Annotated in this window: 12 protein-coding genes; 3 read left to right on the top strand and 9 right to left on the bottom strand. The window is 62.5% G+C overall.

Annotated features, from left to right (window positions below):
• Nucleotides 1–67 precede the first annotated feature (67 nt).
• On the top strand, nt 68–1381 hold the full coding sequence (rimO, locus tag ACYHH6_RS22560) for a 30S ribosomal protein S12 methylthiotransferase RimO (protein ID WP_096445932.1): 1314 nt from the start codon (nt 68–70) through the stop codon (nt 1379–1381).
• A gap of 73 nt (nt 1382–1454) precedes the next feature.
• On the opposite strand, the gene ACYHH6_RS22555 is transcribed toward rimO, so the two are convergent.
• On the bottom strand, nt 1455–1898 hold the full coding sequence (locus tag ACYHH6_RS22555; RefSeq protein ID WP_112561741.1) for a hypothetical protein: 444 nt from the start codon (nt 1896–1898) through the stop codon (nt 1455–1457).
• A 237-nt stretch (nt 1899–2135) separates the two neighbouring features.
• Between ACYHH6_RS22555 and ACYHH6_RS22550 the strand changes: the two genes are divergently transcribed.
• On the top strand, nt 2136–3233 hold the full coding sequence (locus ACYHH6_RS22550) for an acyltransferase family protein (protein ID WP_352586085.1): 1098 nt from the start codon (nt 2136–2138) through the stop codon (nt 3231–3233).
• A gap of 49 nt (nt 3234–3282) precedes the next feature.
• On the opposite strand, the gene ACYHH6_RS22545 is transcribed toward ACYHH6_RS22550, so the two are convergent.
• The 8 genes from ACYHH6_RS22545 to ACYHH6_RS22510 all read right to left on the bottom strand — a co-directional run bounded on the left by ACYHH6_RS22545 (nt 3283) and on the right by ACYHH6_RS22510 (nt 11601).
• Nucleotides 3283–4350 carry a BMP family ABC transporter substrate-binding protein gene (locus ACYHH6_RS22545; RefSeq protein ID WP_352586086.1) on the bottom strand — a complete coding sequence of 356 codons (1068 nt, stop codon included), beginning with the start codon at nt 4348–4350 and terminating at the stop codon, nt 3283–3285.
• A gap of 51 nt (nt 4351–4401) precedes the next feature.
• Nucleotides 4402–5322: an ABC transporter permease gene (locus tag ACYHH6_RS22540; protein WP_112561738.1), complete on the bottom strand. Its 921-nt coding sequence runs from the start codon at nt 5320–5322 to the stop codon at nt 4402–4404.
• On the bottom strand, nt 5322–6446 hold the full coding sequence (locus ACYHH6_RS22535; RefSeq protein ID WP_352586087.1) for an ABC transporter permease: 1125 nt from the start codon (nt 6444–6446) through the stop codon (nt 5322–5324). Before ACYHH6_RS22535 ends, ACYHH6_RS22540 begins: the two co-directional genes overlap by 1 nt.
• A complete protein-coding gene (locus tag ACYHH6_RS22530; RefSeq protein WP_352586088.1) occupies nt 6443–8020 on the bottom strand; it encodes an ABC transporter ATP-binding protein in 1578 nt (525 codons plus the stop codon). The genes ACYHH6_RS22535 and ACYHH6_RS22530 overlap by 4 nt, the downstream gene beginning before the upstream one ends.
• A 215-nt stretch (nt 8021–8235) precedes the next feature.
• Nucleotides 8236–9213, bottom strand: a complete 978-nt coding sequence (locus ACYHH6_RS22525) for a quinone oxidoreductase family protein (RefSeq protein ID WP_352586089.1) — start codon at nt 9211–9213, stop codon at nt 8236–8238.
• A gap of 20 nt (nt 9214–9233) precedes the next feature.
• Nucleotides 9234–10079, bottom strand: a complete 846-nt coding sequence (gene pcsA, locus ACYHH6_RS22520; RefSeq protein ID WP_112561735.1) for a phosphatidylcholine synthase — start codon at nt 10077–10079, stop codon at nt 9234–9236.
• On the bottom strand, nt 10076–10690 hold the full coding sequence (locus tag ACYHH6_RS22515) for a DUF1326 domain-containing protein (RefSeq protein WP_352586090.1): 615 nt from the start codon (nt 10688–10690) through the stop codon (nt 10076–10078). Before ACYHH6_RS22515 ends, pcsA begins: the two co-directional genes overlap by 4 nt.
• A 14-nt stretch (nt 10691–10704) precedes the next feature.
• A complete protein-coding gene (locus ACYHH6_RS22510; protein WP_352586091.1) occupies nt 10705–11601 on the bottom strand; it encodes a DUF2182 domain-containing protein in 897 nt (298 codons plus the stop codon).
• 102 nt (nt 11602–11703) lie between these two features.
• Between ACYHH6_RS22510 and ACYHH6_RS22505 the strand changes: the two genes are divergently transcribed.
• Nucleotides 11704–12912 (top strand): UbiH/UbiF family hydroxylase, encoded by a 1209-nt coding sequence (locus ACYHH6_RS22505; RefSeq protein WP_352586166.1) that lies wholly within the window; start codon nt 11704–11706, stop codon nt 12910–12912.
• The last annotated feature ends 253 nt before the right edge of the window (nt 12913–13165 follow it).

Raw genomic sequence — 13165 nt, 5'->3', positions numbered from 1 at the left:
TGCCCATACCAATGCCGCAATAAGTGTGGTACTGGCCGCCGATCCCGAAAAACCCGGAAGTTGTTTCATGTCTGCCCCTCGCGTCAGTTTCGTCAGCCTTGGATGCCCGAAGGCCCTTGTGGATTCCGAGCGCATCATCACGCGCCTGCGCGCCGAAGGCTATGAGATCGCGCGCAAGCATGACGGCGCCGACCTTGTCGTCGTCAACACCTGCGGGTTCCTCGATTCGGCGCGCGACGAGTCGCTCAATGCCATCGGTTCGGCGCTTTCGGAAAACGGTAGGGTCATCGTCACCGGCTGCCTTGGCGCCGAGCCGGATGTCATCCGCGAAAAGCACCCCAATGTGCTCGCCATCACCGGACCGCAGGCCTATGAAAGCGTGATGGCGGCGGTGCATGAGGCCGCACCCCCGAGCCACGATCCCTATATCGACCTGTTGCCGCCGCAGGGCGTGAAGCTGACGCCGCGCCACTACGCCTATCTGAAGATTTCCGAAGGCTGCAACAACCGCTGCACCTTCTGCATCATTCCGGCATTGCGCGGCGACCTCGTTTCGCGGCCGGCGGCCGACGTGCTGCGCGAGGCCGAGAAACTGGCCAAGGCCGGCGTCAAGGAACTGCTCGTCATCTCGCAGGACACCAGCGCCTACGGCATCGACATCAAGTATCAGACGTCAATGTTCGGCGACCGCGAGGTGCGGGCGAAATTCCTCGACCTGTCGGAGGAACTGGGCAAGCTCGGCATCTGGGTGCGCATGCACTATGTCTACCCCTACCCGCATGTCGCCGACGTCATCCCGCTGATGGCGGAGGGCAAGATCCTTCCCTATCTCGACATCCCGTTCCAGCACGCCTCGCCGCAGGTCTTGAAGAACATGCGCCGGCCCGCGCATGGCGAAAAGACGCTGGAGCGCATCCGCGGCTGGCGCGACGTGTGCCCGGACCTCGCGATACGCTCGACCTTCATTGTCGGCTTTCCCGGCGAGACCGACGAGGATTTCGAGATGCTGCTCGACTGGCTGGACGAAGCCAAGATCGATCGCGCCGGCTGCTTCAAATACGAGCCGGTCCGGGGCGCCCGCTCCAATGATCTCGGCCTCGAACAGGTGCCGCAGGAGATCAAGGAAGCGCGCTGGCACCGCTTCATGCAGCGCCAGCAGAAGATTTCGGCGACGCAGCTGGCCAAGAAGGTCGGCAAGCGCCTGCCGGTGTTGATCGACGAGGCGCATGGCACCTCGGCCAAGGGCCGCACCAAATACGACGCGCCCGAGATCGACGGTTCGGTGCACATCCAGTCGCGCCGTCCGCTGCGCCAAGGCGACATCGTCACCGTCAAGATCGACCGCGCCGACGCCTACGATCTTTACGGTTCAGCGGTCTAGAAAACCGCCGAAAGGGCGCCTCTCGGCGCCCTCGGATTTTGGCACACCCTGGTAAGGCGGTGTTGCGTTTTCTTCAGAGCTTGACCGATTCCATTGCGGCCAGCGACCGATCGATCGCCTGATTGAGGGTCTTGTCCAGCCGCGTGCCCGCCGAGCCGGCCGCGACCACGGACAACCGTGCAGCAAATCCCAGATGATAGTCTACGAACCATTCGGGATGCGGCTCGGGTTCCGGAATCGGCGGCCACCACGGGGGCAGCTTCGGTATCTTCGGTCGCGTCGGGCACCAATCGTCGAGGTCGCTCATCAACGCCTTGCTATCGAGCCCGCCTCGCTCGGCGGACCAGGCGGATCGGACGAATTCGTCCGCGATCGCGGCGCCCAGTTCGTGAGGCGGGAGCGGCTGAGGATTGAGTGCGATTTGCGCCAGCCGCCCCTGTGGTCCGCGCGGGATGACGTCATAAATGGCTGGAATGCGTTTACCGATAATGGCTAAGAGTTTTTTGCTCAATTGCATAAGACATTCTCCTGCTCAAATTAGTAACGTCGGCCGATTTCGTCAGGCCGCAAGATGAGCATGCAAGTAAAAAGCAACTTCGTCTGTGAAGGGGGTCACGGAACGGTGTCACAGACAATTGTGTCCCGTCGGATGCTTCCGCCGCCATTTACCAAATTTCGCGATATTTGCCGCTGTTTACCCTGTTTCGTCGAGATCTGCGTTATGGTTTCCGGGCCGTAAACGCCGAGACTTCGCATGGATGCCAGACCTGCCCGACAGGATCATATCGCGACGCTAGACCTGTTGAGGCTGGCGGCGGCGTTGGCTGTGGTGTTCTTCCATTACTTCTTTCGCGGCGCGGCTGCCGAGGGCGCGTTGGCCGAGGGCTATCCGAGCGTGGCGCCGTTCGCCCTCTACGGCTATCTCGGCGTCAACCTGTTCTTCCTGATCAGCGGTTTCGTCATTGCCTGGTCGGCGGAAGGCCGCTTCTGGCAAGAGTTTGCGATCGCACGTTTCGTGCGCCTCTACCCCGGCTACCTCCTGTGCATGACGATCACCTTCGTCATCGTCATGGCTTTCGGCGCACCGTTGTTTTCAACTTCTCTCGGTCAATACGCTGCCAACCTGTCGATGTTTGCGCCGGCGCTCGGCCAGCCATTCATGGACGGCGTCTACTGGTCGATCCTGCTTGAGCTGGTCTTCTACGGCTGGGTGACGCTGGCGCTCCTCGGCGGCGTTTTCCAGAAATGGAAGCTTGGGCTGATCTTCGTCTGGCTGGCGATCTCGGCGTCGAACGAGTTCTTCATCGAAAGCCGTGCGGCAAGGCTGCTGTTCATCACCGAGTTCGGCCCCTTCTTCGCCGCCGGCGTGCTCGTCCACCATATCCACGCACATGGCCGCTCCTTGGCAGCCCTGCTGCTGCTTGGTGCAGCCTTCCTTCTGTCGTGCAGTACGTTGTCGGTGACGCAGCAGTGGATGATCAACGAATACGGCATTGCCGTTTCGCAGCCGCATCTGGTGATCGCCAACGTCGCCATGCATTCCCTGCTGATCGGCGCGATCCTGCTGCGCAGCTATGTCGTGCCGTCCACGCTGACGCTGGCGCTGGGCGGGCTGACCTATCCGCTTTATCTCCTGCACCAGGAAATCGGCTATATCGCCATCAATGCCGCCGCACCTTTAGCTGGCAAATGGGCTGCGGCCCTGGGCTGTATCGCGCTCATGGTTCTGATTTCCTGGGCGATCTGGAAGTATTTCGAACGGCCAACCCAGCGTAGGATCAAGAGTTGGCTCAGCCGCGCGCTCGATGCCGCGCTGGCGCGGTTTCGCGGCAATATCGCAACAGCTCGCTGAATGAAAAAGGGCGCCATGTGGCGCCCTTTTTGCTTTGCGTTTCGTGAGCTTACTGCGGCAACTTGTCGTCGACGCCTTTCACATAGAAATTCATGCCGAGCAGCGTGCCGTCGTCTGCGACCTCGCCGTCCTTGAGCCATGGCGTGCCGTCCTGCTTGGCGATCGGTCCGGTGAAGGGGTTCCATCCCTCGGAGATCTTCTTCGTGGTTGCCTCGGCCATTGCCTTCACGTCGTCCGGCATGTTGGTGAAGGGCGCCAGCTTGACGGCGCCGTCCTTGATGCCAAGCCAGACGTTATCCGGCTTCCAGGTGCCGTCCAGCGCCGCCTGCACGCGGCTGATGTAGTACGGGCCCCATTCGTCGGTGAGCGAGGTCAGCTGCGCGTTCGGCGCGAACTTGATCATGTCGGAGGACTGGCCGAAACCGTGCAGCTTGCGCTCCTCGGCCACCTGCAAGGCAGCGGTGGAATCGGTGTGCTGGACGACGATGTCGGCGCCCTGATCGAACAGCGCCTTGGCGGCATCTGCTTCCTTGCCCGGATCGAACCAGGAGTTCACCCAAACGATCTTGGCTTTGAAGTTCGGGTTGATCGACTGGGCGCCGAGCATGAAGGAGTTGATGCCCATCACCACTTCGGGGATCGGGAAGGAAACAATGTAGCCGGCAACCCCTGCCTTCGATTCCTTGGCGGCGATCTGGCCGAGCACATAGCGGCCTTCATAGAAGCGCGCATTGTAGATTCCGAGATTGTCACCGGTCTTGTAGCCGGTGGCGTGCTCGAACATCACCTTCGGGAATTTCTTGGCGACCTTCACTTCGGGATCCATGAAGCCGAAGGAAGTGCCGAAGATGATCTTGCAGCCTTCGCGGGCCAGACGCTCGAAAGCGCGGTCGGCATCGGGGCCTTCCGAGACATTCTCGAGATAGGCGGTCTCGACCTTGTCGCCGAGCGCCTTCTCCACCTCGAGACGGCCCTGGTCGTGCTGGTAGGAATAGCCGAAATCGCCGATCGGGCCGGTGTAGACCCAGCACGCCTTCAGCTTGTCGGCGGCCTGTGTCGACGCCGCCAGTGACATGGCAGCGGTCGTGGTCATCAACGCAATAAGCAGTTTTTTCATTGTGTTACCTCTCTGAGTTTAGCCTTGGAGCTTTCCCGTTTGTTTTTGTTGTCAACGATCCGGAACGAATGGCTGCCCCAAGGAAGCCGGCGTGTTCATCATCGTCAGACGCTTGTTGCGCGAGATTAGAACGAGAACCACGACGGTTGCCAGATAGGGCAGAGAAGAAAGCAGCTGCGAGGGCACCGGAATGCCAAATGCCTGTGCATGAAGCTGGCCGATCCAGACCGCGCCGAAGATGTAGGCACCGGCCAGCACCCGCCACGGCCGCCAGGAGGCGAACACGACCAGCGCCAGCGCGATCCAGCCGCGCCCGGCGGTCATGTTCTCCACCCATTGCGGCGTATAGACCAGCGACAGGTGGCCGCCGGCAAGACCGGCGCAGGCGCCGCCGAAGATGACGGCGAGATAACGGTAGCGGATGACCTTGATGCCGAGGGCATGCGCCGATGTGTGGCTGTCGCCGATCGAGCGCAGTGTCAGCCCGGTGCGGGTCTTGAACAGGAACCACATGACAGCGGCGGTGAGCGCGATCGAGATGTAGAAGATCGGGTCCTGGCCGAACAGCAGCCTGCCGACCACAGGAATGTCGGTGAGGACCGGAACGTAGAGATTTGGCAGCCGCTCGCCGGGCTGGCCGACAAAACTGGTGCCCATCATGCCGGACAGGCCGAGGCCAAGCAGCGTCAGCGACAGGCCCGTCGCCACCTGGTTGGTGGCGAGCGACAGCGTCATGACCGCAAACAGCAGTGAGAACACTGCGCCCATGGCGATTGCCGCGAGCAGGCCGATCCAGGGCGATCCGGTGAGATAGCCGGCGCCGAAGCCGCCGACGGCGCCCATGATCATCATGCCTTCGACGCCGAGGTTGAGCACGCCGGAGCGCTCGACCACCAGTTCGCCGATGGCCGCGATCAGCAACGGCGTCGCCGCCGTGGCGATGGTCAAAAGGATGTTGACGGTGATGTCCATCAGCGGGCTTCCTTCAACTTCGGCGCAGCATCGAGTTTTGCAGCGCCCTTCGCCAGCGCCATGCCGACGAGACGAATGCGGTAGTGGATGAGGGTGTCGCAACCGAGGACGAAGAACAAAAGCATGCCCTGGAACACGCGCGCCACCTTGTCGGAAATCCCGAGAGCGCTCTGCACGGCCTCGCCGCCGAGATAGGTCAGCGCCAGCACTAGGCCGGCGGCAACAATGCCGAGTGGGTTCAGCCGGCCAAGGAAGGCGACGATGATGGCGGTGAAGCCGTAGCCGGGCGAAATCACCGGCTGCAGCTGGCCGATGGCGCCGGAGACTTCCGAGATGCCGGCAAGCCCCGCCAGCGCCCCTGACAGCAAGAAGGCGAAGAAGACCATGCGGTTGAGGCCGAAGCCGGCGAAGCGCCCTGCCCGCGGGCTGGAGCCGAGCACGCGGACCTCAAAACCCTTGAGCAGGCGGCTCATCAGCACCCAGATCAGCACGGCGGCGACAAGCGCGAAGACAAAACCCCAATTGGCGCGGCCGGCATCCGGCATCAGCTCCGGCAAAACGGCCGAGTCGTTGAACTGGATCGTCTGCGGGAAACCGTGGCCCTGCGGATCGCGCCAGGGACCGCGCACCAACCAGTCGAGGAACAGCTGGGCGACATAGACCAGCATCAGGCTGGTCAGGATCTCGTTGGTGCCGAAGCGCGTCTTCAGCAGAGCCGGGATAGCTGCATAGGCAGCGCCGCCGACCATGCCGAACACCAGCATCAGCGGCAGCACAAGCGGGCCTTCGAAGCCAGGGAACAGCACCGGGACGGCCGAGCCGAAGATGCCGCCGAGGATGAACTGGCCTTCGGCGCCGATGTTCCAGATGTTGGCCTTGTAGCAGACCGACAGGCCGACCGCGATCAGGATCAAAGGTGCGGCCTTGATCGCCAACTCATGCAGCTGCCAGACCTGGCTGACCGGCTCGATGAAATAGATCCGGAATGCCGTCAACGGGTTGACGCCGAGCAGCGCGAACAGAATCGCGCCGGCAATCATCGTCAGGCCGAAGGCGATGAAGGGCGACAGCGCCGAAAACAGCATCGAGCGCTGCTGACGTTTGACGAGTTCGAGGCGCATCATGCCGTCTCCAGCGTGTGTTCGGCGTGGCCGGGCTCGGCGCCGCCCATCAAAAGGCCAATCTTTTCGAACGTGGCCTCGGCAATCGGCAGCGGCTTCGACAGCTCGCCATTGTGCATGACTGCGATCGCATCCGAAATCTCGAACAGCTCATCGAGGTCCTGGCTGATGACCAGAACCGCCGAGCCGCTGCGAGCAAGTTCGATCAGCGCCTGGCGGATATGGGCGGCAGCACCGGCGTCGACGCCCCATGTCGGCTGGTTGACCACCATGACAGCCGGGCTGCGGTCGAGCTCGCGGCCGACGATGAATTTCTGCAGATTGCCGCCGGAAAGGGCTGCGGCTTCCGGATCGGGCGCGCTCTTGCGCACGTCCATCGCCACGATGATGCGTTGGGCGGCGGCATAGACCGCACCGCTTTTGACTGCGCCGCCAGTGCCGACAAAAACCTTGCCGTCGGTGGCGTGGCGCGACAGCAGCAGGTTTTCCGAAAGCTTCATGCGCGGCGCCGCACCATGGCCGAGACGCTCTTCGGGCACAAAAGCGGCACCCATCAGCCGCCTGCCTGTAATCGATAGGCCGCCGGCGTCCTTGCCGCGAATGCGCACCGAAGCAGCATCGTGCTGCAGTACCTCGCCGGAAACGGATTCGAAGAACTCGCCCTGGCCGTTGCCGGCGACGCCGGCAATGCCGATCACCTCGCCGGCGCGCACAGTGAGGTTGATATTCTTCAGCGGGATCGAGAACGGCGTTGCCGGCTTGCGGCTAAGCGCGCGGATCTCGAGCAGCGGGGCGGCAGTCTCGATGCCTTCGGCCGGCGCGCGCACCACGGCTTTCACCTCGTTGCCGACCATCATGCGGGCCAGCGACGAAGCGGTTTCCTCGCGCGGATTGCAATGGCCGACGACCTTGCCGTGACGCAGCACGGTGGCGCGGTCGCAGATGCGTTTGACCTCTTCCAGCCGGTGCGAAATGTAGAGGATGGATTTGCCCTCCGAGCGCAGGCGTTCCAGCGTCTCGAACAGTTTGTCGGCTTCCTGCGGCGTCAGCACCGAGGTCGGCTCGTCGAGAATGATGAGCTGCGGCGTCTGCAACAGGCAGCGGATGATCTCGATGCGCTGGCGTTCGCCGACCGAGAGATCGCCGACCAGCGAGTCCGGATCGAGCGGCAGGCCGTAGCTGAAGGAAAGCGCCCTCGCCTTGGCGGCGATCGAGCTGATCGGCGAACCGTCATCCAGCGACAGCGCGATGTTCTCGGCAGCGGTCAGTGCCTCGAACAGCGAAAAGTGCTGGAACACCATGCCGATGCCGAGTTTCTTCGCCAAGCCCGGGCTGGTGATACGAACCGCCTCGCCGTTCCAGAAGATCTCGCCGGAATTCGGCTCCAGAGAGCCGAACAGCATCTTGACCAGCGTCGACTTGCCGGCGCCGTTTTCGCCGAGCAGCGCGTGGATCTCGCCTTTGGCGATGTTGAGGTCGATATGATCGCACGCAGTCAACGTGCCGAATATCTTGGTCAGGCCACGAACCTCAAGCAGGTTCGCTCCATCATGATCTGCACTCACAGTGCCTCCCATCCGGTTTCCGGATATGTTCTGTGTTCCCGAAAGCATGGTATGCGCTGGCTGCTCTCGTGCGAAAGCAGCACCCACCTTGAAAGAGCTTCAAGAATTTCAGCGGAAACTCAAGGGGTAAAAATAAGCCTGCTTCGCACAACAAACTGACCGACCGGTTTTCGTGCAAACAGCGCCCGGCACCTCGGTAAAGCGCTGAAAAGCTGGGCAAATTCCCGTTAGGGAACCAGAATGGTGGTTCCCGTCGTCTTGCGGGCCTCGAGATCGGCCTGCGCCCTGCCGGCATCCTTCAGGGCATAGCGCTGGTTGATCTGGATCTTGACCGCGCCGCTCAGCACCACGTCGAAGAGTGCTGCAGCCGAAACTTCGAGGTCCTCGCGCTTTGCATTGTAGACGAACAGCGTCGGCCTGGTGACGAACAGCGATCCCTTCTGCGCCAGGAGCGACATTGAAAATGGCGGGATCGGCCCCGAGGACTGGCCGAACGCGACGAACATGCCGAGCGGCCGCAAACAATCGAGCGAAGCGGGGAATGTGTCGTTGCCGACCGAATCGTAGACGACGTCGCATTTTTTGCCGCCGGTGATTGCGGCGACGCCGGCGACGAAATCCTGCTCCTTGTAGTTGATGACGTGGTCGAAGCCATGCGCCTTGGCGAGTTCGATCTTGTCGGTCGAGCTTGCCGTGCCGATGACGGTCGCGCAGAGATGTTTCGCCCATTGTCCCAGGATCAGGCCGACGCCGCCGGCGGCGGCGTGGAACAGGATGGTGTCGCCCGCTTTCACCTTGAAGGTGCGACGCAGGAGATACTCCGCCGTCATGCCTTTCAGCATCATGCCGGCGGCCTGCTCGTCGCTGATGCCGTCCGGCACCTTGACCACGCGGTCGGCGGCGACGACGCGCTGTTCGGCATAGGCGCCGACATTGACGGCATAGGCGATGCGATCGCCCGGCTTCAGCCAGTCGACGCCAGTGCCAACCGCCAGCACGACGCCGGCCGCTTCGCCGCCCGGGATCAGCGGGAAGCCGCCGGGTGGCGGATAGAGGCCGGTGCGATGATAGACATCGATGAAATTGAGGCCAATCGCCGTGTGCCTGACCAGGATCTGCCCTGCGCCGGGCTGCCCCGGATCGGCATCCTCATAGGTCAGGACTTCCGGACCGCCATGGGCGTGGATACGGATCGCTTTGGACATTTTCGGGCTTTCCTGCGGGGTCAGGTTTTCTTGCTGTCAGTCGCTTTTGTTGGCGGCTTGGCGCCGAGCTTTGGGAAGAACTGCATGATACCGCCGATGCAGGCGAGGTAAAGCCCGGTGACGGTAATGCCGACCTTGGTGAAGATACTGACCTGTTCGCCCAGAACGCCGATCTGGTCGTAGAAGGCGGCAAGGGCCGCCTGCGCCAGCGCCAGAGCGCCGAAAGCGCACCACAGTAGCGTCATGCCGAGATTGATTGGCCGCAGCCGCACCACCCGCACCGGATGGATGAAATTGATCGGCACGAAGGTCAGGATGCCGGCCGCCACGACGACGCCAAAGGACACCCATTGCCCTGGCTCGATGACGAACAGCGTGAACACCACCATGTTCCAGACCACCGGAAACCCTTTGAAGAAGTTCTCCTTCGTCTTCATGCCGGTGTCGGCATAATAGATGGCGCTGGACACGACGATGATGGCCGCCGACAGGAACGACAGCCGCTCCCCCATGAAGCCGCGCTGGTAGAGCGCGAAGGCCGGGATCAGCACATAGGTGACATAGTCGATGATGTTGTCGAGGAGTTCGCCCGACCAGGTCGGCAGGATCTCCTTGACCTCGAGTTTTCGGGCGATCGGGCCGTCGATGCCGTCGACGAACAGCGCCAGACCTAGCCACCAGAACATAGCCGTCCAGCGCTCCTCGCTTGCCGCCACCAGCGACAGGAAGGCCAGGAACGAGCCCGACGCGGTGAGCAGATGCACCGAGAACGCACGCGCCTGCGGCCAGGTGACCTTCTTCTTCGGCCTCGGAATCCGGTCGGTGATCTTTTTGGCGGCGTTCCTGGCGGTTGTGTTCTTGCTCACGGGCCCCGCCAATCCAGCTTGCAGATTTCGGCCGAGCGGCCGGCGAAATTCCAGTTGCGGCCGAAAGCACGCATCTTGCTCTTGTCGGACCTGGCCACGATGATCTCCGGCGCGATCCAGTATTCCGAATTGCTGATCACGGTGTCCTTCTCGCGATCCTTGCCGGGAATCGGTGTCACCGCCCCGTCGATGATCTTCGGTATCTGGAAAATGCGGGTCTTGTCACGCGTCTCGTAGGTGATCGGCACCTGCTCGACGCCGAGGAACTTGCCGACAAGGATAGACAGCAGCGACGTGGTTCCGCCGGCGTTGCCAGTGAAGATTTTGGTCAACGCCTTCACCGCGTAGACCGACGCACGCTTGTCGATGAACAGGCCCGCCGTCCAGTTGCCGCGGCTCATATAGCCGGGGATTTCCATGACCAGTCCGAGATTGAGACCGGACAGGTCGACCTCGCCGAAATGGCCGGCATCGATACGAAAACCCGCCCATGTTTGGCAATAGCCCTCTGTCGGCGGATGGCTGCCAAGCGACAGCACACATGGGCAAAAAACCGTGCAATTACAGGAGAGTACGAGCTCTCCTTTCATTGCCCAGCCTTGCTCTGCCATTGAATTTTCCCCCGTCATGCCGAGACTACTAGCAGGGCGACTGCCCAGACAAGCAGTATCGCACCGGCCACCCGGGTAGGAAGCCTGCCGGTGGTCTGTTTTTCGATCAAAGTGAACAGGCCGATCAGCGCCATCCAGAACACGTTCATGGTGCCGACGGCAAACATCACCAGCATCAGCGCCCAGCAGCAGCCCAGGCACCACAGGCCCTGCTCCAGCCCGAGCCGGAAAATGCGGCTGGGCTTGGCGCTCCAGTTGGAAAACAGGGTAGCGAAGGGATTCCGGCATTTTGTCAGGCAGGCCTGCTTGAGGCTGCTGAACTGGTAGAGGCCGGCCACCAGCAAAGCGGCAGCCGCGGCAAGGCCGGTCACCGGATCGAGCAATCGCCCCGACGACGCAAATGCGTGGGCGGCCAGCGTCAGCGTTGCGAAACCAGCCGAGGCGACAAGCCATGTACAGAGGTAGCCGGCAACCAGGGCGAGCGGGTGGGCCACCGGTTCGCCCTTGATGCGGGCGGTGTCGGCGATTTCGCAATAGGTGCGGATCATAGGCGCTGCCGACGGCAGCATCGCCGCCACGGCCATCAGGAACCACATGGCGATCAGTGCCAGAAATTGTGCGCCGCTGCCGGCATCGAGCGGTGCGGGCGTCAAGCACAGGCCGAAGAAGCGGTCGAGAAAATCCGGCAGCGGCAGCTGCGGCAGATAGCGCAACACCACATCACCCGGTGCGCCGGCGCCGGGAAGCCGGCCTTCGGCGCCGCGGATCGCCATGGCGCCGAGAATGAACCATGCGAGCAGAATGCCGCCGCCGATGGCGATGTTGACAGTCAGCCGGGGATGGCGGGCAAGGCCTGCCGTGGCGCGGCCGGCGCGGTCGAGATGGCTGAAATTGTCCTGCTGGCCGGTCATGGCAATCGAATGAGCCTAATCGCCGCGTTGATCAAGCCGCATGGTCTGACCTATATCCATGGACAGACAGGATGGACCTGCATCGCAAACTGGAAGTCCAATTTGGATCATCGCGAGACAGCACGGATACTGGTTGCCGGCAGCGGCCCTGCAGGGCTGATCGCGGCGCTCGGTTTTGCCGAGGCGGGATTTCCCGTGACTCTCATCGGACCCGAGGCGGGCGGCCCCGATGGCCGGACGACGGCGCTGATGAACCCCGCCCTCAAGATTCTCGATCGGCTGGGCGTGCTGGCCGACATCAGGCCAAAAGCCGCGCCGCTGAAGGTCATGCGCATCGTCGATGCTACAAGCCGGCTGATCCGCAGCCCGGTGGTCACCTTTCGCGCCACGGAGATCGGCGAGGAACAGTTCGGGCTCAACGTGCCCAACAGTGCGCTCAATCCTGCTCTGGCCAGGGCCGTCGCCGTGCATTCCGGCATCGAATGGCTGAAGGTGATGGTTGAGAGCTGGCGTCTGGACGCCGACGAGGCACATGCCGTTCTGGCGGATGGCCGCGAAATTTCCGCATCGCTGGCGGTCGCTGCCGATGGGCGCCTGTCGCCGGCGCGCGAGGCGGCGGGCATAGCGGCGTCGGTGCGATCCTATCCGCAGGCGGCGCTGGTGCTGAATTTCGGCCACCGCAGCGAACACGGCTTCACCTCGACAGAATTCCACACCGAAACCGGTCCGTTCACCCAGGTGCCACTGCCCGGCAACCGCTCCAGCCTTGTCTGGGTGGTGAAACCGGAAACGGCAAAAGACCTTGCCGCACTCGACGACGTGACACTTTCCGAGCGTGTCGAACAGCAGATGCAGTCGATGCTGGGCCGGGTGTCGGTCGAGCCCGGCCGGCAGATCTACCCGCTGTCGGCGGCATCACCGGGGCGCTTCGCACAAAACCGGGTGGCGCTGGTCGGCGAGGCGGCACATGTGTTTCCGCCTATCGGTGCCCAAGGCCTCAACCTCGGCATCAGGGACATCGACGATCTGATTGGAATCGCTGGTGAAAATCGCAGCGATCCTGGCGCCGCAAAGGCCCTCGCAGCCTATGATTCCCGGCGCCGTCCCGACATTCTGGCGCGTTCCGGCGCGGTCAATCTGCTCAACATGTCGCTGCTGTCGGACATGCTGCCGGCGCAGATGGCGCGCAGCGCCGGGCTCAATGTGCTCGGCAGTTTCGCGCCGCTGCGCGCCTTCTTCATGCGCGAGGGCTTGAGGCCGGGCAGCGGCTTTGCAGCACTTACTGGCCTAGGGAAACAGGTCCGGCGGTAATATTCCGTGCCGGATCATGTAGAGCAGCCGGTCAGACATTTTTGCCCTGGCCCGAAAACCCTGGACCGGGCTAGCCCATAGCTTCACAAGGCGTCAAGCGCTTCGGCATTGAACTGGACCACCGTCTGCGCCAGATAGTGTCGGATACCAGCCCTAAAGTCGGGCTCGATTTTTGGTGACGGCGTGTGTAAATTCAAAGCCTTAGAGCGCGTGCCGTTCATTCCAGGGGACGCCGGGCGCTTTAGGGCTTAGT

The organism is Mesorhizobium sp. P171375 (assembly GCF_057786075.1).
This window is presented reverse-complemented; position numbering and strand designations above follow the sequence as displayed.

Bases quoted from the DNA above. Each gene is read 5' to 3' on its own strand.
- ACYHH6_RS22540 (WP_112561738.1), bottom strand. From the start codon at position 5,322: ATGGACATCACCGTCAACATCCTTTTGACCATCGCCACGGCGGCGACG.
- ACYHH6_RS22510 (WP_352586091.1), bottom strand. From the start codon at position 11,601: ATGACCGGCCAGCAGGACAATTTCAGCCATCTCGACCGCGCCGGCCGC.
- ACYHH6_RS22550 (WP_352586085.1), top strand. From the start codon at position 2,136: ATGGATGCCAGACCTGCCCGACAGGATCATATCGCGACGCTAGACCTG.
- ACYHH6_RS22515 (WP_352586090.1), bottom strand. From the start codon at position 10,690: ATGGCAGAGCAAGGCTGGGCAATGAAAGGAGAGCTCGTACTCTCCTGT.
- ACYHH6_RS22535 (WP_352586087.1), bottom strand. From the start codon at position 6,446: ATGATGCGCCTCGAACTCGTCAAACGTCAGCAGCGCTCGATGCTGTTT.
- rimO (WP_096445932.1), top strand. From the start codon at position 68: ATGTCTGCCCCTCGCGTCAGTTTCGTCAGCCTTGGATGCCCGAAGGCC.
- ACYHH6_RS22530 (WP_352586088.1), bottom strand. From the start codon at position 8,020: ATGGGAGGCACTGTGAGTGCAGATCATGATGGAGCGAACCTGCTTGAG.
- ACYHH6_RS22525 (WP_352586089.1), bottom strand. From the start codon at position 9,213: ATGTCCAAAGCGATCCGTATCCACGCCCATGGCGGTCCGGAAGTCCTG.
- ACYHH6_RS22555 (WP_112561741.1), bottom strand. From the start codon at position 1,898: ATGCAATTGAGCAAAAAACTCTTAGCCATTATCGGTAAACGCATTCCA.
- ACYHH6_RS22545 (WP_352586086.1), bottom strand. From the start codon at position 4,350: ATGAAAAAACTGCTTATTGCGTTGATGACCACGACCGCTGCCATGTCA.